Genomic DNA, 25802 nt, shown 5'->3' with positions numbered 1-25802 from the left:
GAGGAGGACTGGTGCAGGACATCGAGGATCCGCTACGGCTGGACCGGCAGGTCTGCTTCGCGCTGGCGGTCGCCAATCGCGCGGTGCTGGCTGTCTACCGACCACTGCTCGAACCCATGGGGCTCACCCATCCGCAGTATCTGGTCATGCTGGCGCTGTGGGGTGAGGCCCCGATGTCGGTCAAGGATATCGGCGAGGCCATTCAACTCGATTCGCCGACGCTGTCGCCGCTGCTCAAGCGGCTCGAAGCCGCCGGGCTGATTACCCGGCGGCGGGACAGCCACGATGAGCGCAATCTGGTCGTCGACCTGACCGCGGCCGGGCGCGAATTGCGTAATGAGGCGGAGAGGATTCCGCCCGCGGTGGTCGAGCGGCTCGGCGTGAGCCTGGCCGATCTGGAGGATCTGCGCGAGGTGCTCACCCGTGTGAACGACGCGGCACGCCGTTCGGTGCTGTCCGCCGCGGAGACGGCGAAGGGAACCCGGAAATGAAGCGCCCCAACCCCATCCAATGGATCGGCTATTCGTGCGGTATGCGACTTCCGGATTCGCTACAGGAGTGGGTCCGCAATGACCTGACCGGAACCTTCGCGGTGCCAAGGCATTTGGTGCGTGGCATGTTCCCGCTGCTGCCGATCTTCGCGGCCTTCCTGCTCTTCCCCGGTGAGTTGTGGCTGCGAGCCTCGATGATTCTGCTCGCGGTGCTGCTGGCCGCGTTCTACATCATCGCGTACATGCCGATGAATCGCGCGCACCGGCTGGGAAAACATGGTCTGCCAGCGGATTTGGAGAATCCGACGCAGGCTTCGCGGCGTGCTGCCGAGCGGGCGTCCTATGAGGCCCGCTACGGGCGATAGCGTCGTTCGGGCGACCCCTCGTGCTGCTGCCGCACCGGTGCGAGCTACTGGATGTTCTTGGTGCAGGCCGAGGCGACGACCTTGGCCGCCCGCGGGCTGGCGCTACCCAGATCTGGGAACGGGGGATTGCTCTCCCCGAGTCCGGCGACCGCGGCCGCCTCGGCTTCTTCGCGGGAACCGCGTGCGGCCCAGCCGAATTGACCGTCCGCGCCCTGGGCCAGGGCACCGCATCCGTCGGTGAACCGGAAGACGATTTCGCAGTCGTAGTTGGCGCAGTCGCGAATGGCGGCGGCATCGGCGGTGACCTTGGTGTTCTCGGCGGTGACCACACCGGCGTTCTTGAGTTTGGAGACCGCGATGGTCCCGTAGTACTGCGCGGCGGCGTCCGCCGTACCGGCGGCGGCCAGGCCGCAGGACATGGTCACGGCCGCGGTGAGGACGGTGATTCGAGCAACCGACAAGAGAATTCCTGACGTTTCAGAAACTGGGCGAACGAGGCCGATAGTAGACGATCGACCTTGCGCGCCAGGTCGGCTTCGGTGAAGGGGCTCAGTCGAGTTCGTGAAACGCCGGCGTGCGATCAGCGTGCCTGCGAGGCCGTCCGGGTGAGGGCGCTGCGCAGAGCGGCGAAGGCGCTGGCATTGGCGCGCTGGGTTTGCGGGAGATGCCAGGCCATGGACATGAAGCCGTGGATGGTCCCGTCCCAGCGCCGGATTTCGGTGGGCACGCCCGCCTCGCGCAGCTGTCGGCCGTAGGTTTCGCCCTCATCGCGCAGCGGATCGAATTCGGCGGTGGCGATATACGCGGGCGGCAGACCGGTGAGATCGGCTCGCAGCGGATTGGCGAACGGGTCGTCCGCCTCGGTCGCCGAGTTCAGGTATTGCTGCCAGTACCAACGCAATTGGGGCGCGGTGGTGAAGTAGCCCTCGGCGTTCTCGGTGTAGGAGGCGGTATCGCAGGCCGGGTCCAGCATCGGGTACAGCAGTAGTTGGAAGGCGAGATCCGCGCCGCCGTTGTCACGGGCCTGGAGGGCGGCGACGGTGGCGAGATTGCCGCCCGCGCTGTCACCGGCGACCGCTATCCGGGCGGGATCGCCGCCGAGGGCTTCGGCATTGTCCGCGACCCACCGCAGGACGGCGTAGGCGTCGTCGGCGGCGGCGGGAAAGCGGGCCTCCGGCGCACGGCGGTAATCCACCGAAATCACCAGTACCCCGGCCTCATTCGCCATTACCCGGCAGAACTTGTCGTGGCTGTCGAGATTGCAGAGTACGAAACCGCCGCCGTGATAGAAGACCACCACGCCCGGTGTCTGCTCGGCGTCGAGCGGACGGTAGATGCGGACCGGCACCTCGGGTGCGCCGTTGGGTCCGGGGACCAGCCAGTCCTCCACTGCCGCAACGGGAATCGGCTCGGCGGCGGGCGGTGCGGGGCGGGCGGCAAGGAAGGCCCGGGCCTGCGCCGCATCGACCACTTCGGTACCCAGGACCGGGAAGGCGGCGGTGGCCGCGTCGACGAAGGTTTGCCATTCCGGCGACAGTGGCATCGCGGACTCCTCAGCTGGACAAGGGTTTTCGAGTGAAATGGTGCGCCGCCCGCCTCGCAGGTGCGGGCGGCGCACAGACCCGTGTGGAGCGTCCGTGGACAACTCCGCGCGGATGGTCTACATGCCGCGCGGAATGAACTTGCCCGCGGCCAGCCCACCGTCGATGGCGACTTCGGCTCCGGTGATGTACGCAGAGGCATCCGAGGCCAGGAAGGCGACCAGTTCGGCGACCTCCTCGGGCAGGCCGGTGCGCTCCAGCGGCAGGTTCGGGAAGCTGCCCGGGCCGGTGGTCAGGTAGGGCACCATCGGGGTGGCGATGGGGCCGGGGTACACCGAGTTGACCCGGATCTGGGACAGGCCCAGCTCCAGGGCGGCGACCTTGCTCAGCCCGCGCAGACCCCACTTGGAGGAGCCGTAGGCGGCATGGTTCATCAGGCCCTCGAGCCCGGACTGTGAGGAGATATTGATGATCGATCCGCCACCGACGGCCTGCATGGCCGGAACCGCCGCCTTGATGCCGTTGAACGCGCCGATCAGGTTGACCTTCAGAATGCGTTCCAGCTCAGCCGATTCGGTCTCCATGATCGGCTTCATGGTGTAGATAGCGGCATTGTTGACCAGCACGTCGAGCTTGCCGAAGGTGGAAACCGCCACGGCCACGGCGGCATTCCAGCTGTCGGTGTCCGAGACATCGTGCTTGACGAAACGCGCTGCGTCGCCGAGGGATTCGGCGAGCTCCTTGCCCTCGGTCTCCAGCACGTCGGTGATCACGACCTGTGCGCCACGCGCCACGAACAGTCGGGCCTCGGCCGCGCCCTGGCCGCGCGCGGCACCGGTGATAAGGGCGACTTTGCCTGTGAGATCAGCCATTTCGGTTCCTTCTACTTGGTGTTGCGGAAGTGGGGGATGACCTTCTCGCCCCATTGGCGGATGGTTTCCATGCAGGCGTCCTGCGGCACGGTGCCCATCTGGATCAGGCACAGAATCTCGTCCGCACCGGCTTTCTGCAGGCGTTCCACATACGCGATGGCGTCCTCGGCGGTGCCGTAGGCGTGCTCGGTATTGAATATGGCGGTGGAACCGGTCTTCACCGGAATCTTGGCTTCGTGCAGGTAGGCGACGTGCTCGTCGGCGGCCTCGCGCATTTTGGCGACCTGGTCGACGCCCGATTCGACGGCTTCGTCCGGTACCGGTCCCGCGCCGTAGTAGTACTTGATGGACTGTGCGAAGAACCGCTGCCCGCGCGCACCGATCTGCCGGGCACGTTCGCGATCATCGAGCACGATGGTCGGGCACAGCGCCGCGAAATGGTCATTGACCACGGTGGAGACGAAGCGTTCCCCGGTGCGCTCGGCGATCGCGGTGTCGTAGACGCGGCGCAGTTCGGCGATCTCCTCGATACCGGCGAAGCCGAGCACCAGCGCGCCGATACCGTAGTCGGCGGCGAGTTTGAGGGTGTCCTTCTTGGTGCACGCCATGAACAGCGGTGGATGCGGGCGCTGCACCGGCCGCGGCAGCAGATGATGCGGCTCGATATCCAAAAGCTCACCGTGGTAGGAGAATTCGCCCTCCGGATCCTGCCAGGCGGCGGCGATCATGCGGAGTGATTCCTCCACCTCCTGATAGGTGCGGGCGGGATCGACACCACACATGGAGGTCTCCACGGCGGTGGCCCCGCGCCCCGCGCCCAGATTGAGCCGTCCACCGGACAGCACATCGAGCATGGCCGCGCGCTCGGCCGCCCGCACCGGATGATTGAAGTTGAACGGCATACACACCACGCCGTGTCCGATACGAATCCGCTCGGTCTTCGCCGCCACCCAGGTCAGGAAGATCTCCGGCGCGCTCATATGCGCGTACCACTTGAGCCCGTGATGTTCGACCGCCCATACGGTGTCGAACCCGACCTGATCGGCGAGCACGGCCTGCTCCACACAATCGCGCAACACCTGCGCCTCGTGCGCGGCGGTGGGGTCCGTCATCTGCGCTTCGAAGATCATCGAGAACTTCATCCGGTGCTCCTTGCCGCCTCGAGTCAGGCCGGTGCGGCCGCTATGCCTAACCGGAATAGTTCAGGACTCATAGCTTCAGGTCATTCGGTTGTCTCAGTGGCCGGGACCTCACCGTGCCGCACCTCGCCGCCGGTCTTAGCGTCGGTTCGAACACTGAGGAAGGACGGTCACCGGTGGGACAGCTGGACGGGAAGGTCGCCCTGGTTACGGGTGGTGCGCGCGGCATGGGTGCCGAGCATGTGCGCCGCTTCGTGGCCGCGGGCGCGCAGGTCGTGTTCGGCGATGTGCTCGATGACGAGGGCAAGGCACTGGCCGCCGAACTCGGCGACGCGGTCCACTATGTGCATCACGATGTCACCAGTGAAAGCGATTGGCAGGCAGCGGTTTCCGAGACAGTAACGCGTTTCGGCCGCCTGGACGTGCTGGTCAACAATGCGGGCATTCTTCGTTTCAAGAAGTTGCTCGAAATGAGTCTGGACGAGTGGAACCTGATGCAGGGCATCAATGTGACGGGCGCGTTCCTGGGTATCAAGCATGCCGCGCCCGCCATGATCGATGCCGGCGCGGGTTCCATCGTCAACGTGTCCTCGGTAGAGGGTTTCGTCGGCGCTGCCGGACTGTCCGCCTACAGCGCGAGCAAGTTCGCGCTGCGCGGGCTCACCAAGTCGGCCGCGCGGGAGTTGGGGCATTCGGGTATCCGGGTGAACTCCATTCATCCCGGCGGTATCGCCACCCCGATGACCGCCGCCGTGGCGGGCGCGACCGGGTTGGACGGCAATAGTTTCTTCTCCGATCTGCCCATTCCGCGCTGGGGTCAGCCGGTCGAGGTGTCCGAGGTGGCACTCTTCCTGGCCTCCGATGCCTCGAGCTACTGCACCGGCGGCGAATTCGTCGTCGACGGCGGCATGCTCACCAGCTGCGGCTACTAAGGACTGATACGCAATGGAATTCGAATTCGACGTCGTTGTCGTCGGCTCCGGTGCGGCCGGTATGACCGCCGCGCTGACCGCCGCCTATCGCGGACTGTCGGTGACCCTCATCGAGAAGAGCCGGTTGTTCGGCGGCTCGACCGCGCGCTCCGGCGGCGGTGTATGGGTGCCCAATAACCCTGTGCTGCAAGCCGCCGGGGTGCCGGACAGCCCGACCATGGCCAAGACCTATCTGAAAGCCGTTGTCGGCGACCGGGTTCCGGAGGCGAAGCAGCGGGCGTTCCTGGATCACGGCCCGGAGATGTTCTCCTACATCGGGGCTCGCTCCAAGCATTGGGAATTCGTCTACGACCGCGGGTATTCCGACTACCACCCCGAGTTCCCGGGTGGTCTGGCGCAGGGCCGCAGTATCGAGCCCGCCGTGATCGACGGCCGACTGCTCGGCGGCGATCTGCACAAGATCAATCAGCCGACCATGTCCGCGCCCAAGGGAATCGCCATCACGGTCAGCGACTTCCACGACCTGAATATGATCGCCCGCACCTGGGCCGGCAAGAAGACCGCCGTGAAGGTCGGCGCGCGCACCGCATTGGCCCTCGCCAAGGGTGCGCTGCCGCTGAGCCTGGGCAAGGCCCTGGCAGCGCGGCTCTGGCTGTCGCTGCGCGATGCCGGTGTGCCGGTGTGGCTGAATACCCCTCTCACCGAACTGATTACGGAGAACGGCGTGGTGGTCGGCGTACGCGCCGAGCATGAGGGCCGTCCCGTGGTCATCAAGGCCAAGCGTGGAGTCGTGCTCGCCGCGGGCGGTTTCGAGCACAACCTGGAGATGCGCAAGAAGTACATCTCCGGCCCGCAGTCCACCGAATGGACCGTCGGCGCGATCGAGAATGTCGGTGAAGGCATTGTGGCGGGCCAGAATATCGGCGCGGCAGTCGATCTCATGGATGACGCCTGGTGGGGTCCGTCGGTGCGCAGCCCCGAGGGCCGCCCGCCGTTCTTCTGCCTGGCCGAGCGTTCGCAGCCGGGCGCGATCATGGTCAACAACAATGGCGAGCGCTTCGTCAATGAATCCGCGCCGTACGTGAATGTCGTGCACAAGATGTACGAGGACGAGGCGAATGGCACCGGCAGCATTCCGGCGCACTTCATCTTCGACCAGAACTTCCGCGACCGGTACCTGTTCCTGGGTAACTTCCCCAAACGTCCACTGCCGCAGGCGTATTTCGACAAGGGCATCATCAAGCAGGCCGATACCCTCGCGGAACTGGCCGGCAAGCTGGGCATTCCGGCCGGCAAGCTGGCCGCGACCGTGCAGCGCTTCAATGGTTTCGCCGAGGCCGGGCGCGATGAGGACTTCCTGCGCGGCGACTCCGCCTACGACCGCTACTACGGCGATCCGACGGTCAAGCCCAATCCGACCCTGGCTCCGCTCACGCGCGGGCCGTTCTACGCGGTCGAAATGGTTCCCGGCGACCTCGGCACCAAGGGTGGTCTGGTCACCGATGAGCACTCGCGGGTGCTCGACGAGAGCGGCGCCGTCATCGCGGGTCTGTATGCGGCGGGCAATAATTCGGCCGCCGTCATGGGTAATGACTACGCCGGCGCGGGCGCGACCATCGGACCCGCCATGGTGTTCGGCTATATCGCCGCCAACCATATGGCCGATGCCGAGCCCGGCGAAGCGGTTCCTGCTCCGGCCAAGAAGACCGCGCGACGCGGTGCGGCTCAGCACAATGCGGCATCCACTGCCGCAGCACAGGACTAGGAGGACGATATGGGACGGGTAAGCACCAAGAACGTCATCGTCACCGGCGGTGCGCGCGGTATGGGCGCGGCCTTCGCGCGCAAGCTGGTCGACGAGGGCGCGACCGTGGTCATCACCGATGTGCTGGGCGCCGAGGGTGCGGCGCTGGCCGCCGAACTCGGTGACTCGGCGCTGTTCCTGCCGCTGGACGTCACCGACGAGGCGGTCTGGAATGACGTTGTCGCACAGGCGGAGTCGAAGTTCGGTCCGGTCTCGGGTCTGGTCAACAACGCGGGCATCGTGCATGTGGATCCGATTGAGAAGCTCTCCGAAGCCGACTACCGCAAGGTCATCGACGTCAATCAGCTCGGCGTATTCCTGGGCATGAAGGCCGTCATCGGCTCCATGCGCAAGGCCGGGGTCGGCTCGATCGTGAATATCTCCTCGACCGGCGGCATCATCGGCTACTCGAACATCATCGGCTATGTGGCGTCCAAGTGGGCGGTGCGCGGTATGTCCAAGACCGCGGCGCAGGAGTTCGCTCCCGACAATGTGCGCGTGAACTCGGTGCACCCGGGCATTGTCGCCACCGAAATGGTCGCCAGCTCCGATCGATCCACTTCCATTGCGGCCAAACAACCCATCGCGCGGCCGGGCACCCCCGAGGAACTCGCCAACCTGGTGCTGTTCCTCATCTCCGACGAGTCCTCCTACAGCACCGGGTCGGAATTCATCGCCGACGGCGGCTTCACCACTCAGTAAGAAGGAACTGCCATGAAGGACTTCCACGGCAAAGTCGCCGTCATCACCGGCGCGGGCGCCGGTATCGGCCGTGCCATGGCCATCGAATTCGCCCGTGGCGGTGCGCAGTTGGCGCTGTCCGGCCGCAATCTCGAGAGTGTCGCCGAGACGGCGGCGCTGTGCGAGAAGGAAGGCGCCAAGGCGCGCGCCTACAGGCTGGATGTCACCGACCGGGCGGCTGTCTACGCGCATGCCGATGAGGTCGTCGCCGATTTCGGCAAGGTCAATATCGTCATCAACAATGCCGGTGTCTCGTTGACCGCCAATATCGAGGACGTCTCGTGGGAGGACTTCGAGTGGATCTTCAGTATCAATTTCTGGGGAACGGCCAACGGCACCAAGGCATTCCTGCCGCATGTCATCGCCTCGGGTGATGGCCACATCGCCAATGTGTCCTCCATGTTCGGCCTGGTGGCCTGCCCATCCCAGAGTGGTTACAGCTCTTCGAAGTTCGCCATGCGTGCCTTCACCGACGCGCTGCGCCAGGAGATGATCATCGCGGGCCATAATGTGGGCGTCTCCAGCGTGCATCCGGGCATGATCAAGACCGAAATCGCCTGGAAGGCAAGAGCTTCGGCCAATCGTGACCGGGATGCGCTGGCGCAGAATTTCGACGGGCTGGCCAAGACCACCCCCGAATCGTGCGCCCAGACCATTCTGAACGGCATCAAGAAGAACAAGCCGCTCATCCTCATCGGCACCGACGCCAAGGCCATGAACTGGATGCAACGCCTGCTCGGCTCCGGCTACATGAAGCCGCTGACCGCGCAGATGCGCAAGGAAATCTGACGCGCTGTCGGCGGCAAGGTCGCGATCAAGCCGGATGCCGCAGGCGTCCCTTGATCACCTTGCCGCCGGCATTGCGCGGCAGGCTCTCGGTGAAGACGACCTCGCGCGGCACCTTGTAACCGGCGAGCCTCGCCCTGGACCATTCGATAATCGCGCCGGCATCGCCACCGGCGCCATCCTCCGGGACGACTACCGCGCGGCCGACCTCGCCGAGTCGCTCATCGGGAATTCCGATGACGGCGACATCTCGAATTGCCGGGTGCTGCAACAGGACTCGCTCGATCTCGGCGGGGTAGGCATTGAATCCGCCGACTATGAACATGTCCTTGAGGCGGTCGGTGATGCGCAGGTAGCCGTCCTCGGCGAGGGTGCCGATATCGCCGGTGTGCAGGTAGCCGGCGGAATCTATGACGGCGGCGGTGGCCTCGGGGTCATCGAGGTAGCCGCGCATCACATTGGGGCCCTCGAGGATTATCTCGCCCGGCTCACCGGGGGCCACGTCCGTGCCGTCCTTGTCGACAATGCGGATCTCGGTGCCGGGCAGGGCTTTTCCGACCGTATCGGAGAGTAGTTCGGCGGGCGCGTCGGGCGGGCAGACCGTGACGACGCCGATCGATTCGGTGAGACCGTAGGCCGTGAAGACATAGGGCACACCGAGATCCGTGCGAATCCGCTCCACCAGTTCGGCCGGGATGGTCGCGCCACCGGTGCCCGCCAGGCGCAGTGAACCCAGTAGGTAATCGCTGTGGTCCGCCTTCAACAGATCGGTGAAGAGTGTTGGGGGACCGGCCAATACGGTGATCCGCTCACTCTCCACAATGCGCAGGGCCGCATCGGCGTCGAAGCGTTCCATCGGGATCATGGTGGCGGTGCACAGTAGGCAGGCGATGATGCCCGCCTTGTATCCGAAGGTGTGCGAGAACGGATTCACCAGCAGATACCGGTCGCGCGGGCGCAGCGTCACCACGTCGGCCCAGAGCGAGAAGACTTCCAAAGTCTGCCGGTGCGTGGCGAGTACACCTTTCGGCGCACCCGTGGTGCCGGAGGTGAAGAGAATATCGGAGATGGACTCCGGATCGACCTGCGCGGTGCGTTCGGCCACCGCCTCCGGCGGCACCACCGTGCCGGGCGCGAGAAACCCTGCCCAGGAACTGATATCCCAGGTCTTCGCGGCCTCGCCCCGCGAATCATCCAGCAGGATAAGGTTTTCCAGCGCAGGAAGCGGATATCCGGACTCGGCCAGCATCGCCGGATAGTCCCTGCCCAGAAATTCCTGCACCGTGCACACCGCTTTGGCCCCGCTGCGGGTCAGCACCTCCGCCGCCTCCGCCCCGCGCAGCCGGGTACTGATCGGCACCAGCGTCGCCCCCGCCGCCAGCATGCCCAGTGCGGTCACAATCCACCGATTGCTGTTCGGAGCCCAGATCCCCACCCGATCCCCGGCCTCGATCCCCGAGGCAATGGCGGCCCGCGTCACCGCCCCGACCTCCGCGGCCAACTCGGCAAAGGTCAACCGCCCCATCGGCCCCGCAATGGCCACCGCATCCGGATACCGCCGCGCACGATCAGCCACCAGGGCCGGAATGGTCGATACCGGGGCGCTCGCGGAACCGCCACCGATGGATGCCGCATACCGCCGATCCATGCGCCCATCCTGCCGCACCCGCCCGCACCCAATGCCCGTTTTCCCCGTGCCATCCCGCTGACCGGGCGTGCCTGTGTTTATTTGCCCTCCGCTTCGCTCCGGGCGGGTCGCGGCCCTTTTAGGCTCGGTCCGCGACCTTCGTGTGTATGTCGTTGCCCTGTCCTGTCCGGGGAGTTTCCGTCATCCCGGCGTGCTTTTGGCCGGGATCCACACTCCAGGACGGCTGACCCCGTTGTTCCGCTGATTGGGATGCGGGTTGGGGGTGAGGGGGGTCACGCGGCACGCTCGATATCAGAGAAATGCCGTCGCGGTTTCGTACGGCATAGGCCCGGCAGGCCGCTGGAGTGGCGAGCGCTGGAGTGCTGATGAATTCAGAACATCGAAGGAGTGACATGACCGCCGGAGCGGAGCTTGCGCAGCGACCCGATGTGGCGGCCGACGCCGTGACCGTCGTCGAACTCGACGGTGCGTGCGAGCTGTCGCGGCAGCAGATCGGCGGCAAGGCGTGGAGCATCAATCACATGCGGGCCCTCGGGCTGCCGGTGCCGCCCGCGTTCGTCATCACCACCGCGGGCTGGGCCGACTACACCCGGCGCGGTGCGATCGCGGCCGAGATCTGGGAGCAGGTGCGCGCCGGGGTCGCCATGATCGAGCGCGGTACCGGGCGGCGGTTCGGTTCGGCCGATAAGCCGCTGCTGGTTTCGGTGCGCTCGGGTGCGGCCATCTCCATGCCCGGCATGATGGACACCGTCCTGAACCTCGGCATGACCGACGCGGTCCAGCAAGCGCTCGCCGATGAGACCTCGAATCCGGTGTACGCCAACGACACTCGTCAGCGTTTCGTGCACCAGTACCGGGAGACCGTGCTCGGTGACGCCGCCGGCGCGGTCCCGGCTGACCCGTGGGATCAGTTGCGCGGTGCCATCGAAGCGGTCTTCCGCTCCTGGGATTCCGCGCGCGCCAAGACCTATCGCCGCAATCGCGGTGTGCCCGACACCCTCGGCACCGCGGTCACCGTGCAGGCCATGGTGTTCGGCAATCTCGACGAGCGTTCCGGCACCGGAGTTCTCTTCAGCCGCAACCCAAATACCGGTGACGGACCCGTCTACGGTGAGTGGCTGGTCGGCGGGCAGGGCGAGGATGTGGTCTCCGGCCGCCTCACCCCGCGCCCGCTCGACGACCTCGCCGCCACCCAGCCCGAGGTGCACGAGCGCCTGATCGCCGCCACCCAGCTGCTCGAGCGCGACGGCCGCGACCTACAGGACATCGAGTTCACTGTGGAGGCCGGAACGCTGTGGATGCTGCAGTCCCGCGCGGCCAAGCGTTCGGCCCGCGCCGCGGTGCGCACCGCCGTCGCCATGGTCGCCGAGGGTCTGATCTCCGCCGATGAGGCCCTCGATCGCATCACCGCCGATCAGGTGCGTGAGGTACTGCGCCCCGCCTCCGGTGACACCACCGGCCGCGACCCCCTCGCTCGTGGCGAATCCGCCTGCCCCGGACTGGCTTCCGGTGTCGTCGTCACCGATCCCGATGAGGCCGAGGCCCGTTCGGAGGCCGGTGAGGACGTCATCCTGGTACGCCCCACCACCAGCCCCGACGATCTGCACGGCATGATCGCCGCCCGCGCCATCGTCACCGAATTGGGCGGCACCACTTCGCATGCCGCCCTGGTGAGCCGCGAACTCGGCCGCCCCTGCGTGGTCGGCTGCGGCCCCGGCGTGGTTGACGCGCTGGTCGGCCGTACGGTCACCGTCGACGGCGGCGCGGGCCTGGTCCTGGACGGTGAGGTCGTCGCCAAGCCGGTCGAACAGATCATCCTCGACGATGTCGCCCAGCTCGCCCAGTGGGCGGGCGTGGACAACACCCGCCTGGCCGAACGCCTCGAAGAACGCGCTACCACTCCGGAAAGCGCCGAGCAGGAAGAGGTTTCAGTGCACACCCCCATCACCGAGCTCGCGCTGCTGCGCCTGGTCGGCATCAAGGGCCGCGTGAACGCCGACAATCTGGCGCTCAGCCTGTTCGCCGACGCGACCGAAATCGCCTCGCACTGTACGGTTCTGGTGGACTCCGGCCTCTGCGCCAACACTCCCGCGGGCTTCCGCCTAACCCCCGAGGGCCGCCCCCGCCTGGAGCAGCTACTCACCGAGGAGCGCGGCACCGTCGACTCCGCCGCCCTCTCCGCCGCCTACGACGAATTCTGTGTCTACAACGCCGATCTCAAGGTGATCATCACCGACTGGCAGATGAAGGACCCGGCCACGGTCAACGACCACGCCGACACCGACTACGACACAGCCGTTCTCACCCGCCTGGCCGAAACCCACCGTGCCCTGCGCCCCCTGGTCCAGCGCCTCGGCGGCCTGGCACCCCGCCTGACCGACTACACCGCTCGCCTCGACCGCGCCATCGAGCGCATAGCCGAAGGCGATCACACCTACGTGGCCCGCCCCATCATGGACAGCTACCACACCGTCTGGTTCGAACTGCACGAAGACCTGATCGGCCTGTGCGGCCTCACCCGCGCCGAAGAGGCAGCAGCCGGCCGTGCCCACTGACCCCACGACCGCCCCCACCCGCTGGCTCGACTTCGCCGAAATCGACAACGTCCGCGACCTGGGCGGCCTCCCCATAACCGGCGGCGGCACAACCCGTTTCGGCGTCGCCTACCGCTCCAGCACCCTCCAGCAGGCAACCTGTGAGGACCTCACCCACCTGCTGGAGCCACTCGGCCTGCGCACGATCATCGACCTACGCCTGCCAGATGAGGTGGAACGCGAAGGCTACGGCCTCTTCGCGAGCGCGGCGATTCACATTGCGAATCTCCCGATCCGCAAATCCCCCCAATCCTCGCTGGCCGCAAGAGATCTCGTCCCCGACAAGACCCGCGTAGACCTGACCGAACTCTACGGCCTCCTACTGGCAGGCAGCGGCGACCACATCGTCGAAGCAGTCCGCCTGATCATCACCCCTGACCGCCGCTCAGTCCTATTCCACTGCGCCGCAGGCAAAGACCGCACCGGAGTCCTGGCCGCAATCCTCCTGGACGCAGTAGGCGTCCCCGCCGAAGCAATCGCCGACGACTACGTCCTAACCAACGAACGCATGCAGCGAGTCCGCGACCGCCTGGACGCCCTCCCGTCGTACGCGGGCCTGCCCCAAGCAAACACCGGAATCCTGGCCATCACACCCCAGGTAATGCTCGGCTTCCTGGAAAACCTCCACACCGACCACGGCGGCGCAGCGAACTGGCTACTGGCCAACGGCCTTTCGGAGGAAGAACTCCAGGCACTACAGGAAGCCCTCGTAGCGTAAAGACCAAGAGCCACAAGAACAAAAGACTCAAAGACAAAAGACGCCAGGACAAGAAGAACGAAGAACAAGACAAGAGAAAACAAGACGAGAAGAAAAATAGGACAAAACACCCACCTTCGACCTGGACATGCGATCACTGGGACATGAGCGTGGTGTCGTGCGGCGTGTCGCACTGTGAGTTCCCGGTGATCGATCGTCCAACATCGCGAGGGTCTGTTTTGGTGTCTTTGTCTTTGGTCTTTGGGCTCGAGAAGGTAACCACGGCCGGTCTTCCCGCAGGGAACGGGACGATCCGGGTGTAGTCCGGTAGCTCAGGTCGGGTACGGCAGGCGACGTGCCCAGCGATGCCTGCTTTGCCACGGAAATCGCATGCGCAAAATGCAACCGTCGCCGCATTGGGCGGCCTCGAACCGCGATCCGATCCCAGGGCACACCCGTGATGCCCCCACCGATGTGCCGAGTGTGCACTCATGGCGGTGTTTTGTCCTCTTTCCCCACCACAGCTGCACACTCGCCCGCCACAGCTGCACACTCGGCGAGCACCCTGCCGGTCGGTAGGTAAATCCCGGCCTGCCACTGACTATGACTGCCACAGGGTGGGCACCAGCTCGGAAGTTTGTGCGGAATGCCCGCATTCGCAGGTCCATTGGGCGGTTGTCAGGCCGCCGCAATTTGAGTGGTGGAATTCGAGGGGTCCGTTGCCGGGCCGCAGATGGCGGTCGCCCCATTGCATGAGGGCAATCAGGGCGGGGAAGAGCGCTGTGAATTCCGCGCAGTAGTGCCGGCCTGCTGAGGATTTCAGCGACGTTCGAAGATGATCTTGCCGTCCGCATCGGAAGTCAATGTCGGCAGTAGCTTTTCGGCCTCGGCGTGGACGGCGACTTCGGCTGCGGGGGAGAGCGGATGCCAGGGGGTGATGCGGAGATTCGGGCCGTCGAGGTCCCAGCGGCCGTGGACGAAGCCGTCGACGAGGTACATGGGGACGCCTCCGGAGGCGATTTTGGTTATGCGGGAGCGGTCTTCGTCGGTGATTACTCGGCGGCGATCTTTGTGGGCGAGGAGGGCGTTGTCGAAAGCGGGGAGGAAGCGGACCGGGGCGGGGAGGTCGGGGTCGGCCAGCGGGGCGTCGGGGAGGTCGTAGAGTTCGCGGCCGGAATCGTCTCGGAGAGTGCGGAGTTGGGGGCGTAGCCGGGTGATTACCTCCGCCAAACGGGTTATGCCGGACCAGGATTGGATATCGGCCACGGTGGCCGGTCCGAACGCGGCCAGGTAGCGGAGGACCATTTTCTCTTGGTCGGGTTCGGTGTCGAGGGGTCCGCCGATCCATTCCTCGGCGAGGGCTACCGCTACTCGACGGTTGCGCCAGCTGCCCCAGACGCCTGCTTCGGCGTGGTGGACCAGGGGGGTCAGATGGCCGAGGATTGCGGCCAGGCGCTCGGGGTGCGGGGTGGGGAAACGTTCGGACAGGGTGCGGCCGAGTTCGGTGCGGGCCAGGGTGCGTCCGGTGAGGAGTTCTCTTCCGGCGGTGGCGAATTCGGTGTGGTCGAGATCGCCGAATGCTTCGCGGTAGTAAGCGAGCTTCAGGGATTGTTCGATCATCGGGCGGACGGTGGGGAAGAGCCAGCGGTAGTCGTCGGCGGTGGTGAGGTGCACAGTGCGTCGAATCGTGGTGCTGCGCACGATGGTTCGATCATGCAGCAGTGAATCCAATTCGGCGGGGCGGAAATCGGTGAGGCGGGTCCACAGGCCGATGAACGGCCAGTTGGCCTCCTGGCCCTGTACCGCGATCAGATGGTGGATCAGGTCCGCGGCGGGCATGGTGACCCGCTCGGTCAGCAGCTGGCGCATGAGCAGGGTTCGGTTCAGCTGGCGCGGGGAGATCACCGTCATGACTCCATTGTCGAACCGAACTAGGACAGTTTCTGTCCTATCTCGGCCGGTAATTGTGGCTCGTATTGCGGCTGTGCATCCGCGAATTCGAATGCACTGGCGCGCAAGGAGAGTCGAAAAAGAATCTTGAACCGGGGTGCGATCGGAGCTGTCATGCTGGGGCGGTGTCGACGATTGCGCTGTACTACCCCCGGATGCGTTTCCGAAGCGAGGAGTGGCTGAAACTGGCCATGCTGACCTGGGATCAGGTGGGGCGGATCCGGCCTCGGCTGACCATGGACACCGACTCCGACCTGGCCCGGCAGCTGCGCGCGGAGACCGATTTCCTCTTCGATCTGGAACCGAGCGAGCGGGATCTGGACGCGGTAGGGGAGAGCTTCGGCCAGATCGTCGAACTCGGCGGTCCCGAACTGCGTGCCCGATTCTCCGTGCGGAGCGCCGTCGAAGCGGCCCCGCATACCCCGGACGCGACCGGCCTGCGCGCCAGGTATCCGGGCCTGGTGTGGGTGTACGCGGGCGGCGTCGGCCGCAAGATGACGCATTCGCTGCTGCTGTCGCTGGTCACCGCGGAACTGGCCGTGGTCCAGGACGAGGACGGCGTCACCCATGTCGGTCTGCACCCGTTCTTCGCCCGCATCTATATGACGGCTCTCGCGGACACGATGGCGGCGCATTCCCTACTGTCCCCTGTCACCGACGATCTCGATGTGTACAGCGCCGTCGGCACTCTCGACCGGCTCTACGAACTGCTGTTGGAGAAGGGCGCGCGGCGGCCCGCCATCGGCGATATCGATCACGCCTACATTCATCTCGCGGTGGAGGCGGTGATCCGGCCCGGGCAGATCGTCGATATCCCGGTGCGCACACTGATCGACTTCCGCGAACGCTATGCGGGCGAGCTCGCGGCCTTCCGGAAACATGTCGGATCGCTGTCGGAGGAACTGGGCACCATCGCCGCCGTCGAGAATCCCGTTGCGGCACACGCGCATATGTACGGCATCTACCGTTCCACGACCCAACCGCAGTTGGAGGAGCTGCGCCGCGCCCTGCGGGCTTTCGGAGTCGAATCGAGCACCGGCATGCTCGGGCTGAAGGTCGATCTCGCCTCCGGCACCGTGGTGGGTGGTTTGGCCGCGGCGGCCGGGCAACCGCTGGTCGCGGCGGCGGGCGTAACTCTCACCGTCGCCCCGTATGTGGCGGGGCGCATCAAGGCCCGGCGGGCGCTGCGGGAGCAGTCGCCGGTGGCGTATCTGCTTGCGGTGGACCGGAATTTGGCGAGCAGGTCGCTCTTCGCCTGTCGCTGAATCCAGTCGGCGCCGGGTAGCGACGCTGCACCGTGTGGCGGCGTCGCCGAATCCGGCCGGGCCGTAGCTACTCATCCTGCACACTCGGAGCATGCGCCAGCGGGTGACGGCGGGCCGGTTCCGGCGGATCTTCGAGCCGGAGCGCGATGGCGGACGCTGGTATGTCAACGACCACACCGTGATTCGGGATGCCCAGGGACGCTGGCATATGTTCGGAATCACGCATCGCGAACCCGCGGACCCGTTCGACGAGACGGTCTTCCTGCACGCCACCGCGAAGACCCTGACCGGCTCATGGACTCAACGGATTCCGGTGTTACGAGTCGATCGCGCACTAGGTGAGACACACCTGTGGGCTCCATTCGTGGTGCACGACGGCGAGCGTTACCTCATGTTCTACGACGGCGGCGGCCGCGATCGCACCGCCACCGGCATCCGCCTGGCCACCTCCACGAACCTCTTCGATTGGACTCGCCACGGCCCAGATCCGCTCTTCCGCGACGGCTACGACGCCCGCGACCCCATGGTCCTGCGCATCGACGGCGAATGGGTCATGTACTACTGCGCTACCAGCACCCCTGAAGGCGGCAATCACGTGGTGGCCTATCGCACCAGCCCCGATCTGCTGCACTGGAGCGAACGCCGGATCGCCTACACCGATCCGTCCACCGGTACCGAGGCGGGCAATACCGAATCGCCGTTCGTAGTGCGCGAGGCCGGGCACTGGTACCTGTTCATCGGCCCCCGCCCGGACTACACCCGCACCGAAATCTTTCGCAGTGACAACCCTTTCCACTTCCGCCACACCGACTGCGCGGGCCGTGTCGCGGCCCATGCGGCCGAGGTCGTCTGGGATGCCGGACAGTACTGGATCACTCGGGCGGGCTGGGGTCAACGGGGAGTCTGGCTGGCCCCTTTACGGTTCCCGTCCACAGTCGATCTTCCTGATTCGGGCGTGCGAGTCCCGCAGAGCTGAGATTCTGGAGCGGAGTCGAGTTGTCCACCCAGTGTGGGGAGGCAAGGCAATGGCCCGGATCGGCGTTATCAGCATTTCCGACGGTCGTGACTATGTGCACGGGGGAATCGTCGGATTCATTCGTACCGTGGAGGATCGGCTGGTCGCCGAACTGACCGCGGCCGGGCACACCGTGGTTCGCGGTCGTGAACCGGTGGGAAGCAATCGGCAGGCGGTGGTGGTCGCCCGGCAGGTGCGGGCGGCGGGGGTGGACCTCACCGTGCTGCACTACGCGGTCTGGGCGTTCCCGCATTTCACCATGCTGGCGGCCGGGCAATTGACGAGTCCGCTACTGCTGCTGTCGAATATCGATCCGGTGCAGCCGGGTATGGTCGGCATGCTGGCGGCGGGCGGGGCGCTCGATCAGATCGGGCGGGCACACACCCGACTATGGGGTGATCCGGGAGACCGGGAACTCATCGAAGCCATAGGCGTGCAAGCCCGCGCCGCCGCAGCGGTGGAGAGCTTGCGCGGCAATACTTTCGGCCGGATCGGTGGACGGCCCATGGGCATGAATACCGCCGTCGCCAATACCGATCAGTGGCAGCGCGTCTTCGGCGTCGATGTGGAGGAGATCGACCAGTGGGAGATCGTGCGCCGCGCCGACCTCGCCGATCCGGGTGAGGCCAAGGGCGCGCGAGAGTGGCTGGAGCGCAATACCGCCGGCGTGCACTATGACGGCCTCAAACTGACCCCCGAACTGCTGGAGCGGCAGATCCGCTCCTACCTCGCCATGCGCGATCTCATCGCGGAGTGGCACCTGGACTTCTCCGGAATCAAGGGCCAGCCCGAGCTCACCCAGTACTTCGCCACCATGGATATCGCCGAGGCGTTCCTGAACGACCCCTACGATTGGAACGGCCCGAAACAGCCGCACGTCTGCGCCACCGAGGCCGATATGGACGGCGCGCTCACCATGCAGCTGTTGAAGCAGATCAGCGGCACGCCAGTGCTTTTCGCCGATGTCCGGCACTATCACGCGGATCGCGATATCTGGGATCTGTGCAATTCCGGGCAGCACGCCACCTGGTTCGCCGCCCGCAGTGACGATCCGGCGGAGAACCTCGCCAGCGTGCACCTGTATCCGGAGGTGTTCTTCTTCCCTGCCGGTGGCGCGTCGGTGCACCACCTGGCCGCACCCGGGCAGATGACCCTAGCCCGCCTCACCCGTAAGAATGGCGACTACCGAATGCAGTTGATGCTCGGGGATTTCGAGACCTACGACGAGGCCACCAATGAGGAGCTCATGAGGCAGTCCACCAGGGAATGGCCGCATGCCTTCGCCCGGCTGGACGCGCATGCCGGGGATTTCCTCTCCCGCTTCGGGGCCAACCACATTCACGCCGTCCCGGGTGATCACAGAGCCACCGTGCGCGCGGCCTGCGAGCTGCTCGGCGTCACCCTCGACGAATTCAGCAGGGCGGGCTGACATGCTGCTCGGCATCGATATCGGCACCTCCGGCTCCAAAGGCGTACTCGTCGACCACGACGGCATGGTGACCCTGAGAGCCGAACGGCCGCACCGGGTTTCGACGCCCCGGCCCGGCTGGGTGGAGCATGACGCGGAGACGGTGTGGTGGGCGGACTTCCTGTCCATCGCGAGGGAATTGGTGGCGGCCGCGAACGGCGAGCCCATCGATGCGATAGCGGTGAGTGGCATCGGGCCGTGCCTACTACCCGCCGATCGGGACGGCCGGCCACTGCGGCCCGCCATCCTCTACGGCGTCGACACTCGCGCGGGCATGGAAATCGACGAGCTGACCGCGGAATTGGGCGCGGACACCGTGCTCGAGCGCTGCGGCTCCCCGCTCACCAGTCAGGCCGTCGGGCCCAAACTCCGCTGGCTGGCCCGGCATGAACCCGAGGTCTGGAAGCAGACCCGAATGCTGCTGATGGCCAGCTCATTTCTGGTGCATCGACTGACCGGGCGCTATGTGCTGGACCATCAATCGGCCAGTCAATGCGTGCCCATGTACGACCTCATGGCGCGCACCTGGGCCACCGACTGGGCGGATTCGGTCGCCCCCGGTCTACCGCTCCCCGAATTGGCCTGGCCCACAGAGATAGTCGGCCATGTCACCCCCGAAGCCGCTGCGGTGACCGGACTTCCGGTCGGCCTGCCCGTCACCACCGGCACCATCGACGCCTGGGCCGAAGCCGCCGGTGTCGGTGTCCGCGCCCCCGGCGACGTCATGATCATGTACGGCACCACCCTGTTCCTCACCCAGGTGCTCACCGAACCGCGCCCGCATCCCGGCCTGTGGACCACCTGCGGGACCTGGCCCGGCACATACACATCCGCCGCCGGCATGGCGACTTCGGGCGCGGTCACCGATTGGCTGCGCGCGCTCACCGGCAGCGATTTCGCCGACCTGATCGACGAGGCCGCCGGTGTCCCACCCGGCAGCCGCGGCCTACTGGTGCTGCCCTACTTCGCGGGTGAACGCACCCCACTCTTCGATCCGGACGCCCGCGGCATCATCGCGGGCCTCACCCTCACCCACCAGCGCGCCGACCTCTACCGCGCGGTCCTGGAGGGCATCGGCTACGGCGTCCGCCACAACCTGGAGACCATGTCCGCCGCCGGCGGCACCCCCACTCGCCTGGTAGCCGTCGGCGGCGGTACCAAGGGCGGCCTCTGGACCCGCATAGTCTCCGATATCACCGGCCTCCCACAGCAACTCCCCGCGGACACGGTGGGCGCGGCCCTCGGCGATGCTCTCCTCGCCGCCGAGTCCATCGGCCTGGACACCTCCACCTGGAACCCCATAACCGAAACCATCACCCCCGACCCCACCGCCACCATCCACTACGCCCCCTACTACCGCCACTACCGCACCCTCTACGAATCCACCCGCGCCACAACCCACTTCCTCGCCGCCGAACAACACCGCGCCGCCCACCAGGTGAACGGGAGCTGACGGCGGCGAAACGCGAGTGTGTCGCGCCCGGAGGTCCCGTTGATCACATGTCCAGGTTCGGGTGCTCGATCGGGAGACACGGGGGCGGGGAGGTGGTACAACTTGCGCCGTGGCATGGACGTTGCGGCTCAGTGAGCATGAAGAAGCTGCGCTGCACGCGCAGGCGGTACTCGAGGGACGGTCGAAGCAGGAGATCACCCGGGACGCACTGCGCACATATTTGGAGCGGCAGCGGACCTGGGAGGATTACCTCTCCGACGAACCGGTGGTATTCAGCTAGCGGAGTGTGGATCCCGGCCAAAACCATGCCGGGATGACGAGAGGGCTCGCCGCGTTGACGAGTGTGACCGCCGCGTTGACGAGTGTGACCGCCGGGATGACGAGTGAGACTGCCACGATGACGACGGGTATCAGCGGTCAGTTGTAGTAGCTGTCCCGGATTTGGGCGTAGCGGGCGCGGATTGCCGCGCCGGTTGCCGGTGTGGCGGTGTGGAATTCGGTGGCGGGGGGAATCGGCCAGCGGGGTGGGCGGGGGCCGCCCCGCAGGGCCCAGGCGGCTTGGCGCGCCGCCCCGAGGGCCACGTATTCGGCGGGGGTGGGGACCGCGACCGTGCGGCCGAAGATGGTGGCGGCGGCGTGGGCTATCAGGCGGGAGCGGGCGGCTCCGCCGATCAGCAGGATGCGCCGGGGTGTGGTGATGGGGAGGTGGTCGAAGGCGTCGGCGATATTGCAGAGCATGCCTTCGATGGCGGCGCGCGCCAGGTGGTGCTGGCGCATGGTCGCGGGGCGCAGGCCGTGCAGGCTGCCGGTGGCGTGCGGGAGATTCGGGGTGCGTTCACCGGTGAGGTAGGGGAGCAGGGTGAGGCCGTCCGCGCCCGCGGGGGATTGGGCGGCAAGGACTTCCAGGCCGGACAGGTCGGTACCGAGCAGGACCGCGGTGGCCTCCAGGACGCGGGCCGCGTTCAGGGTGCACACCAGTGGCAGGAAAGCTCCGGTGGCATCTGCGAAGCCGTTCACCGCGCCGGTAGGGTCGGCGCTGGGTTCGGGGGAGCGCGTGAAGATGGTGCCGCTGGTGCCCAGCGAGACCACCACATCCCCGTCCTCGATACCCAATCCCAGTGCGGCGGCGGCATTGTCGCCGGTTCCGGCGGCGACCATCCGGCCACCGGGGGTATGCCCGGCGACCCCGGCCGGTGCGAGAACCGTTGGGAGACCGGGTTTGCGCCCGTGCAGCGCCATGGCGAGCAGATCGGTGCGATACTGCCCGGTGGCGGGCGACCAGTATCCGGTCCCGGATGCCTCCCCGCGATCGGTGGTCGGCTCCGAATCGGGATCGCCGCCGCGCAACTGCCAGGTCAGATAGTCGTGCGGAAGCAGCACCCGCACAGTCCGATCCGCCAACTCGGGTTCATGATCGGCGAACCAGCGCAGCTTGGCCACGGTATGCGCGGCGAGCGGCACACTGCCCACCGCATCCGCCCATGCCTTCGGCCCGCCGAGTTCGGCGACCAATTGCGCCGCCGCCTCCGCCGAGCGAGTGTCGTTCCACAGCAGCGCATCCCGCACCGGTAGCCCCGCGCCGTCCAGCGCGACCAGCCCGTGCTGCTGCCCGGCGACCGCGATGGCCTCTACATCGCGCATCATCCGATCGCAGGCCGCGCGTAGCGCATCCCACCACAGCGCGGGTGCGATCTCGGTGCCCTCGGGATGCGCTATCTGCTTCTGCCGCAGCACCGTTCCGGTGTCTGCATCGCACACCACAAGTTTGCAGGATTGCGTCGAACTGTCGACTCCGGCAACGACCGTCATTGGCCCCTACCCGTCCCTATCGTGCCGCCCGTCGGGGATGCAGCTGGATTTTGCGGCCGGTGCCGGCGCGGAAAGTCCGCAGGGCATCACCGAATTCGTCGAGCGCGAAATCGTGGGTGATCATGGTGTCGGCGTCGATGACGCCTTCGCCGAGCAGATCCACGGCTCGCCCGAAACTGTGCAGGACCGCCATCGAACCGACAATGGTGATCTCGTCGTTGTAGATACGGAACGGGGAGATGGCCGCGCGCGCGTCCGCCGCCGCGACCCCGAATTGCTGATAGGTGCCACCGCGCCGCACCCGCGCGAGCCCGTCTTCGATGGCGGCAATCGTTCCGCTGCAATCGATGACGATCTCCCAGCCCTCCGGCCGATCCATATCGTCGGCGCTGACGGTGGCCGCGTCCGCGCCGAGCGTGCGCGCGACCGCGAGCCGATCCGCATTGGTATCCACCATCGAAACCGAGGCCGCCCCCGCCGCGATCGCCAATTGCAGCATGAGCAGCCCCATGGTGCCCGCGCCGTAGATCAGATAGTGCGAGCCGAGTCGCCTGGGCAGTACATCGAATCCGTGCACCGCGCACGAAAGCGGTTCCACCAGTGCGCCATGCGCGGCGGAGAGATGCCCGGGTAGTCGATAACAGTTGGCGGCGGGTACTTTCACGTACTCGGCCATGGCCCCGTCGACGGTATCGCCGATGGCGCCCCAGTTCTCGCAGAGATTTCCGCGCCCGATCGCGCAGTAATGGCATCTGCCGCAGAACAGTGAGGGATCGACGGCTACCCGATCACCCACTCGTACTCCGGCCGACCCGGCGCCGAGAGCCACGATCTCCCCCGCAAATTCGTGTCCGGGGATGATCGGATAGGGCGTCGGCGGGAATTCCCCCTCGACGATATGGATATCCGTACCACAAATCCCGGCCGCATCGACCCGTACCACCGCTTCCCCCGCTCCGGGCACGGGATCCGGCACTGTTTCGACCGAGAACTGCCCTGGCTTCTCGACCACCAACGCGCGCATATGCATACCATGCACCCGATCGCCGCCCGCTCGGCGCGTTTTACCCAATAGCAATCACATCGTCGATTTCATTTCGTCCTGATTGCGGGAGGCATCGGTGAATTCGGCTCAACGAACCGATTGGTACCACAGCGCGGTCGTCGCGACATGAGCGTGTTCGAGTGGCAGATAGTGCCCGTCCTCGCGCCAGCCGAGCGCCTGCACGGTCGCGCGCAGACCGTACTCGAAACAGATCGGATCGGGAATGTGCCAGCGGTACATGCCGAATCGCTGCTGCGGTTCGTAGATGCGATCGTGCGGCTGCACCTGCACCAGGCCCAGATAAGGCGTCGAGTAGGGCAGTTGCGTGCCATTGAGATCGAAATTCCAAGCGCCGCCGAAATAGTCCTCGGTGCCGGTGCCACAGATGGTCGGGAATTCGCCGTCGTCATCGAGATAGAACTTGAACTCGCCCTCACCCCACCAGCCGGGCACCCGCGGTTCGATGGCCAAATAGGTACCCACATAGCGGCCGGGACCGCCGACGACTTCGACGAGCGGATGCACAGCGGGTGAGCCCAAAGGATCACTGCATCGCCAGCGCGCGTGCAGATATCCGGCAGTGGACGGCACATCCTCTTCCAGATAGGTGATCTGATAATAGACCTCGGTGGTGCGTTCCGCGCCATTGTGCAGGGTGATGAGCGCGTTCGAACCGAACGGCATGGGCCAGTAGCTGTTCAGCCCGCCCGCCGGCGCGACCACCACCATCTGTGAGTTGACCAGTGCCGGCTGCTCCCAGCCATTGCAGAAGAAATCGCCCAGCGGTACCGCGATGGCGGGTTCGGGTGAGCCGTCCCAATACACCTGAAGGGTGAAGTGCCGCAGCAGGGTGCGGTCGAGGGTGATCCAGATGTGCCGGATCACACCGGGTCCGGTGATATCGGCGAGGGTGACGGTCTGTCCGGATTCCATATCGACGGACGGCGAGACCTTCCAGCCGCGACCCATTCCGGCGGCCGCGAAAGCCCCGGTCCCGGCGATGGCGCGCCCGCCCGCACCGGGCTCGCCGGTGGGGTTCTCCGCGCTGATCGAGCGGGTGCGCCGCCCGTCGAGCTGCCAGATCTCCTGCACCATGCGAATTTTCGCACGTGGTGGCCCCGCATGTCCCGGACATGCCGTCCGGGAGTGTCCCCGCACATGCGAATGCCGGCGCCGTCCCACACACGGCGCCGGCATCCGGGAGAGGGATCAGCTACCGAACGAACCGGTGGCGACGCCACCCTTTTCGATCAGCTTGTCCTGCAGCAGTTTGTAGGTCTGCGCGTCGATGCCCAGACCCTGGGAGATGAAATCGTTCACCGCACCGAAGGAGGCCACGGCCTGCGAGAACGCGGATTCCAGGTAGTCCTTCTGCACACCGAGAACCGGCTCGAACAGCGTGCGGTCCTTGATCAGGCCCTGCGCCACGAGCGCGTCGAGGGTGGCCTTGGTGCTGCCCGCGAGGCGATCGTTGGAGAGCAGGAAGTTGCCGAAGATCTGATCCTGCGGGGTACCCAGGATGCTCATCAGGAACGCGGTCATCATGCCGGTGCGGTCCTTACCGGCGGTGCAGTGGAACAGCACGCCGCCGGAGGTGGTGGCGATCTCCTTCAGCGCGGTACCGAACTGCGCGCGGGAGGTCGGATCATTGACGACCCATTTGTAGTAGTCGCGCATGTACTGCGCGGCCTTGCCGTCACCGAGCGCCGCCTGCTGCGCGTCCGGCCCGGCCTGGATGAGTCCGCCGATGTAGGCGTAGAAATCCTGGTCGGGGTTGTAGATCGGCAGGGTCATGGTCGAGATCGACGCGGGCACCTTGTCGGGGCTCGCGGCGCGCTCGGCCGGGCTGCGGAAATCGATGATCTTGGTGATTCCCGCGGCGGTCAGTGTCGACTGGTCGGCATCGGTGAGCCGGTTCAGCGCGTCGGTGCGGAACACCAGACCCGATTTGATCTTTCCGTTCTGCGCACCCACGCCACCGATGTCACGGGCGTTGGGCGCGGCCTGGAGCTTGAAGTCCGCACCGACCGGAGCCTGATGCAGGATCGCGATCGGGGCGGCGGACGCCGGGGTCATCGCGACCGGGAAGACGGCAATGAGCGCGGCGGCTACACCCGTCACGGTGCCGCGTATTGCGCGCGAAATCGTCACTAGCGGTATTCCTTTCCATCACGAGCCGGACAGTGG

At 66.2% G+C, this 25802-nt stretch carries 22 protein-coding genes and 1 pseudogene; 13 read left to right on the top strand and 10 right to left on the bottom strand.

The genetic code is table 11. The features are described from left to right. Window positions 1-11: 11 nt before the first annotated feature. On the top strand, window positions 12-491 hold the full coding sequence (locus tag GFY24_RS17120) for a MarR family transcriptional regulator (RefSeq protein ID WP_309230957.1): 480 nt from the start codon (window positions 12-14) through the stop codon (window positions 489-491). Continuing rightward, the gene (locus GFY24_RS17115; RefSeq protein ID WP_153806042.1) at window positions 488-856 is read left to right on the top strand and encodes a DUF5313 family protein; all 369 of its coding nucleotides are present in this window, start codon (window positions 488-490) and stop codon (window positions 854-856) included. Before GFY24_RS17120 ends, GFY24_RS17115 begins: the two co-directional genes overlap by 4 nt. A 44-nt stretch (window positions 857-900) precedes the next feature. Here GFY24_RS17115 and GFY24_RS17110 read toward each other — a convergent pair whose 3' ends face one another. The 4 genes from GFY24_RS17110 to GFY24_RS17095 all read right to left on the bottom strand — a co-directional run bounded on the left by GFY24_RS17110 (window position 901) and on the right by GFY24_RS17095 (window position 4411). After that, the gene (locus tag GFY24_RS17110; protein ID WP_228566390.1) at window positions 901-1317 is read right to left on the bottom strand and encodes a DUF4189 domain-containing protein; all 417 of its coding nucleotides are present in this window, start codon (window positions 1315-1317) and stop codon (window positions 901-903) included. Window positions 1318-1436: 119 nt separating this feature from the next. Next, window positions 1437-2399, bottom strand: a complete 963-nt coding sequence (locus GFY24_RS17105) for an alpha/beta hydrolase (RefSeq protein WP_153806041.1) — start codon at window positions 2397-2399, stop codon at window positions 1437-1439. Window positions 2400-2516: 117 nt separating this feature from the next. Next, window positions 2517-3269 carry a glucose 1-dehydrogenase gene (locus GFY24_RS17100; protein ID WP_153806040.1) on the bottom strand — a complete coding sequence of 251 codons (753 nt, stop codon included), beginning with the start codon at window positions 3267-3269 and terminating at the stop codon, window positions 2517-2519. An 11-nt stretch (window positions 3270-3280) separates the two neighbouring features. Next, on the bottom strand, window positions 3281-4411 hold the full coding sequence (locus GFY24_RS17095) for an LLM class flavin-dependent oxidoreductase (protein ID WP_153806039.1): 1131 nt from the start codon (window positions 4409-4411) through the stop codon (window positions 3281-3283). 173 nt (window positions 4412-4584) lie between these two features. Here GFY24_RS17095 and GFY24_RS17090 point away from each other — a divergent pair, with 173 nt between their 5' ends. The 4 genes from GFY24_RS17090 to GFY24_RS17075 are packed head-to-tail and all read left to right on the top strand — an operon-like array spanning window position 4585 to window position 8674. Beyond that, a complete protein-coding gene (locus GFY24_RS17090) occupies window positions 4585-5340 on the top strand; it encodes a glucose 1-dehydrogenase (protein WP_309230956.1) in 756 nt (251 codons plus the stop codon). A gap of 13 nt (window positions 5341-5353) precedes the next feature. Then, window positions 5354-7105 (top strand): 3-oxosteroid 1-dehydrogenase, encoded by a 1752-nt coding sequence (gene kstD, locus GFY24_RS17085; protein WP_153806038.1) that lies wholly within the window; start codon window positions 5354-5356, stop codon window positions 7103-7105. Between the two features lie 9 nt (window positions 7106-7114). Beyond that, window positions 7115-7846 carry an SDR family NAD(P)-dependent oxidoreductase gene (locus GFY24_RS17080; RefSeq protein WP_153806037.1) on the top strand — a complete coding sequence of 244 codons (732 nt, stop codon included), beginning with the start codon at window positions 7115-7117 and terminating at the stop codon, window positions 7844-7846. Between the two features lie 12 nt (window positions 7847-7858). Then, the gene (locus GFY24_RS17075) at window positions 7859-8674 is read left to right on the top strand and encodes an SDR family oxidoreductase (protein WP_153806036.1); all 816 of its coding nucleotides are present in this window, start codon (window positions 7859-7861) and stop codon (window positions 8672-8674) included. 25 nt (window positions 8675-8699) lie between these two features. On the opposite strand, the gene GFY24_RS17070 is transcribed toward GFY24_RS17075, so the two are convergent. Next, on the bottom strand, window positions 8700-10319 hold the full coding sequence (locus tag GFY24_RS17070; protein ID WP_153806035.1) for a FadD3 family acyl-CoA ligase: 1620 nt from the start codon (window positions 10317-10319) through the stop codon (window positions 8700-8702). A gap of 392 nt (window positions 10320-10711) precedes the next feature. Here GFY24_RS17070 and GFY24_RS17065 point away from each other — a divergent pair. Beyond that, window positions 10712-12265, top strand: a pseudogene (locus GFY24_RS17065) (pyruvate, phosphate dikinase); the annotation flags it as partial. A gap of 598 nt (window positions 12266-12863) precedes the next feature. Continuing rightward, entirely contained in the window at window positions 12864-13631 is a 768-nt protein-coding gene (locus GFY24_RS17060; RefSeq protein ID WP_153806033.1) for a tyrosine-protein phosphatase, read from the top strand. A 798-nt stretch (window positions 13632-14429) separates the two neighbouring features. On the opposite strand, the gene GFY24_RS17055 is transcribed toward GFY24_RS17060, so the two are convergent. Continuing rightward, the gene (locus tag GFY24_RS17055; protein ID WP_153806032.1) at window positions 14430-15521 is read right to left on the bottom strand and encodes a winged helix DNA-binding domain-containing protein; all 1092 of its coding nucleotides are present in this window, start codon (window positions 15519-15521) and stop codon (window positions 14430-14432) included. A 194-nt stretch (window positions 15522-15715) separates the two neighbouring features. Here GFY24_RS17055 and GFY24_RS17050 point away from each other — a divergent pair, with 194 nt between their 5' ends. The 5 genes from GFY24_RS17050 (at window position 15716) to GFY24_RS17030 (ending at window position 21041) form a co-directional block, all read left to right on the top strand. Then, entirely contained in the window at window positions 15716-16825 is a 1110-nt protein-coding gene (locus GFY24_RS17050; RefSeq protein ID WP_153806031.1) for a DUF6236 family protein, read from the top strand. 91 nt (window positions 16826-16916) lie between these two features. After that, window positions 16917-17801, top strand: a complete 885-nt coding sequence (locus GFY24_RS17045) for a family 43 glycosylhydrolase (RefSeq protein ID WP_153806030.1) — start codon at window positions 16917-16919, stop codon at window positions 17799-17801. A 49-nt stretch (window positions 17802-17850) separates the two neighbouring features. Next, the gene (locus tag GFY24_RS17040; RefSeq protein ID WP_153806029.1) at window positions 17851-19269 is read left to right on the top strand and encodes an L-fucose/L-arabinose isomerase family protein; all 1419 of its coding nucleotides are present in this window, start codon (window positions 17851-17853) and stop codon (window positions 19267-19269) included. 1 nt (window position 19270) lies between these two features. Next, window positions 19271-20761: an FGGY-family carbohydrate kinase gene (locus tag GFY24_RS17035; protein ID WP_153806028.1), complete on the top strand. Its 1491-nt coding sequence runs from the start codon at window positions 19271-19273 to the stop codon at window positions 20759-20761. A gap of 109 nt (window positions 20762-20870) precedes the next feature. Next, window positions 20871-21041, top strand: a complete 171-nt coding sequence (locus GFY24_RS17030; protein ID WP_153806027.1) for a CopG family transcriptional regulator — start codon at window positions 20871-20873, stop codon at window positions 21039-21041. A 137-nt stretch (window positions 21042-21178) separates the two neighbouring features. On the opposite strand, the gene xylB is transcribed toward GFY24_RS17030, so the two are convergent. The 4 genes from xylB to GFY24_RS17010 form a co-directional block, all read right to left on the bottom strand. Next, entirely contained in the window at window positions 21179-22570 is a 1392-nt protein-coding gene (gene xylB, locus GFY24_RS17025) for a xylulokinase (protein ID WP_153806026.1), read from the bottom strand. A gap of 16 nt (window positions 22571-22586) precedes the next feature. Continuing rightward, window positions 22587-23594 carry a zinc-dependent alcohol dehydrogenase family protein gene (locus GFY24_RS17020; protein ID WP_153806025.1) on the bottom strand — a complete coding sequence of 336 codons (1008 nt, stop codon included), beginning with the start codon at window positions 23592-23594 and terminating at the stop codon, window positions 22587-22589. Between the two features lie 108 nt (window positions 23595-23702). After that, complete coding sequence (locus GFY24_RS17015; protein ID WP_153806024.1) at window positions 23703-24710, bottom strand: glycoside hydrolase family 172 protein; 1008 nt, start codon at window positions 24708-24710, stop codon at window positions 23703-23705. Between the two features lie 114 nt (window positions 24711-24824). Continuing rightward, window positions 24825-25766, bottom strand: a complete 942-nt coding sequence (locus GFY24_RS17010) for a tyrosine-protein phosphatase (protein ID WP_153806023.1) — start codon at window positions 25764-25766, stop codon at window positions 24825-24827. Between the last annotated feature and the right edge of the window lie 36 nt (window positions 25767-25802).

The organism is Nocardia sp. SYP-A9097, from assembly GCF_009649815.1.
Lineage (GTDB): Bacteria > Actinomycetota > Actinomycetes > Mycobacteriales > Mycobacteriaceae > Nocardia.
The sequence above is the reverse complement of the archived record's forward strand: the minus strand, read 5'-3'. Positions and strand labels throughout refer to the sequence as shown.

Bases quoted from the DNA above. Each gene is read 5' to 3' on its own strand.
- GFY24_RS17115 (WP_153806042.1), top strand. From the start codon at position 488: ATGAAGCGCCCCAACCCCATCCAATGGATCGGCTATTCGTGCGGTATG.
- GFY24_RS17105 (WP_153806041.1), bottom strand. From the start codon at position 2,399: ATGCCACTGTCGCCGGAATGGCAAACCTTCGTCGACGCGGCCACCGCC.
- GFY24_RS17100 (WP_153806040.1), bottom strand. From the start codon at position 3,269: ATGGCTGATCTCACAGGCAAAGTCGCCCTTATCACCGGTGCCGCGCGC.
- GFY24_RS17095 (WP_153806039.1), bottom strand. From the start codon at position 4,411: ATGAAGTTCTCGATGATCTTCGAAGCGCAGATGACGGACCCCACCGCC.
- kstD (WP_153806038.1), top strand. From the start codon at position 5,354: ATGGAATTCGAATTCGACGTCGTTGTCGTCGGCTCCGGTGCGGCCGGT.
- GFY24_RS17080 (WP_153806037.1), top strand. From the start codon at position 7,115: ATGGGACGGGTAAGCACCAAGAACGTCATCGTCACCGGCGGTGCGCGC.
- GFY24_RS17075 (WP_153806036.1), top strand. From the start codon at position 7,859: ATGAAGGACTTCCACGGCAAAGTCGCCGTCATCACCGGCGCGGGCGCC.
- GFY24_RS17070 (WP_153806035.1), bottom strand. From the start codon at position 10,319: ATGGATCGGCGGTATGCGGCATCCATCGGTGGCGGTTCCGCGAGCGCC.
- GFY24_RS17055 (WP_153806032.1), bottom strand. From the start codon at position 15,521: ATGACGGTGATCTCCCCGCGCCAGCTGAACCGAACCCTGCTCATGCGC.
- GFY24_RS17050 (WP_153806031.1), top strand. From the start codon at position 15,716: ATGCGTTTCCGAAGCGAGGAGTGGCTGAAACTGGCCATGCTGACCTGG.
- GFY24_RS17045 (WP_153806030.1), top strand. From the start codon at position 16,917: ATGCGCCAGCGGGTGACGGCGGGCCGGTTCCGGCGGATCTTCGAGCCG.
- GFY24_RS17040 (WP_153806029.1), top strand. From the start codon at position 17,851: ATGGCCCGGATCGGCGTTATCAGCATTTCCGACGGTCGTGACTATGTG.
- GFY24_RS17035 (WP_153806028.1), top strand. From the start codon at position 19,271: ATGCTGCTCGGCATCGATATCGGCACCTCCGGCTCCAAAGGCGTACTC.
- xylB (WP_153806026.1), bottom strand. From the start codon at position 22,570: ATGACGGTCGTTGCCGGAGTCGACAGTTCGACGCAATCCTGCAAACTT.
- GFY24_RS17020 (WP_153806025.1), bottom strand. From the start codon at position 23,594: ATGCGCGCGTTGGTGGTCGAGAAGCCAGGGCAGTTCTCGGTCGAAACA.
- GFY24_RS17015 (WP_153806024.1), bottom strand. From the start codon at position 24,710: ATGGTGCAGGAGATCTGGCAGCTCGACGGGCGGCGCACCCGCTCGATC.